At 56.8% G+C, this 1,310-nt stretch carries 1 protein-coding gene; it reads left to right on the forward strand.

The features are described from left to right. Positions 1–504: 504 nt before the first annotated feature. Positions 505–966, forward strand: coding sequence for an ImmA/IrrE family metallo-endopeptidase (locus tag ACIQU6_RS44915; RefSeq protein WP_403488541.1), 462 nt, complete (start codon positions 505–507; stop codon positions 964–966). The last annotated feature ends 344 nt before the right edge of the window (positions 967–1,310 follow it).

Raw genomic sequence — 1,310 nt, forward strand, 5'->3', positions numbered from 1 at the left:
CCTCGTGCTCGTCCGCGCGACGGCCTGCTGAATCACCCACCAGCCGAACTCCCAGGCCAACACGCCCCAACATCAATCGCGGGGCAGCCCGTAACGTGTCACGGCTCAACAGGCCGCTGTCACCCGGCCGCACCAGGTGACAGACAGCTCGACCAGGTGACAACTATCTTGACCAATCACAACCGCCCTCGACCTCGCCGACCTCGTCGGCTGGCCCAGCCTGGCCGCCGCCAACGATCACTACCGGTCGCACCCCGACCACGCACTCGACCTCATCCATCCCAGAACCTGAGAAAGATCACGCCCTGGCTCTGCTGGGCTCACAGAAGAGGCTCGATGAGCGACCCGAGGCCGGAGAGGTTTTTTCATAACACTATTAAACAATGCGGGTGAACTATTCCCGTAAGATAGCAATCTCGACGCGCGTCACCCTTTCCGTAACGAAAAGAAACCGCTTTCCTGCTAACAGCAGTTCAGCTGATCCATCGAAAGGAGCAAAGGCGTATGTCCATCTTCGAGGCGGAAGCCGAGCCCATCAATTTCGATCCAGAGCTAGAACTGGAGAAGCAAGGCATCCCCATCCAATACCTTCATCTACGCGACGTACTCGCAGCCTGGGACGCCGAACGATGCAAAGTCTATTGCAGCATTGGGTTGAAGCGAATCCAGAAGCGGAGTGCTCTCTGTCATGAACTTGCACATATCACTCTCCAGCACAACCGTTGCGCTTACCCTGACACGGCTCTAAGGAATGTGTCCACTATCGCTCAAGAAAGATCGGCCGAGTTGTGGGCCGCCCGCAGGTTGATTAACGTGGTCCAACTCGCTGCCGCCCAAGAGTCCGGACTGCCACACAGTATCGTAGCCAGAGAACTCGGAGTAACAGAACGAATGTACCGAGCTCGCTTGATCGCCGAAAGAGAGGACGAACGGCGCTGGCTCGGCCTGGAAGTCAGTCCGGACTAAGGTTAAAATTAAACCTTCGGTGATTGTTGGGGGTTCGGAACATTCCTCCACGTGGGATACTTGCGGATATGCTGGCGCCCCCCGCTTTCACTGTTCTGCATCGAATCACACAACGCGCCAAAGGGTCGTCGGGGTTGAGCATCACTCCTGTGAATATCCTCTCGGAGTAGCCATGCCAAAAACTCCTCCCACGAGCATCACCCTGACACAGGCTTCGACTTCCAAAGGATTCTTTGGAGGGATCAAACGCCAGGGCCGTTGCAAGTTCCGGGGTCGTTACGGCTGGTGGGGTTGTGACTGGTTTGGGTGCGTAGCAGAGCAGGCACGGGCTTTGTGATCATTGT

Origin of the sequence: Streptomyces sp. NPDC090442, assembly GCF_044769405.1 — a bacterium.
Lineage (GTDB): Bacteria > Actinomycetota > Actinomycetes > Streptomycetales > Streptomycetaceae > Streptomyces.

Bases quoted from the DNA above. Each gene is read 5' to 3' on its own strand.
- ACIQU6_RS44915 (WP_403488541.1), top strand. From the start codon at position 505: ATGTCCATCTTCGAGGCGGAAGCCGAGCCCATCAATTTCGATCCAGAG.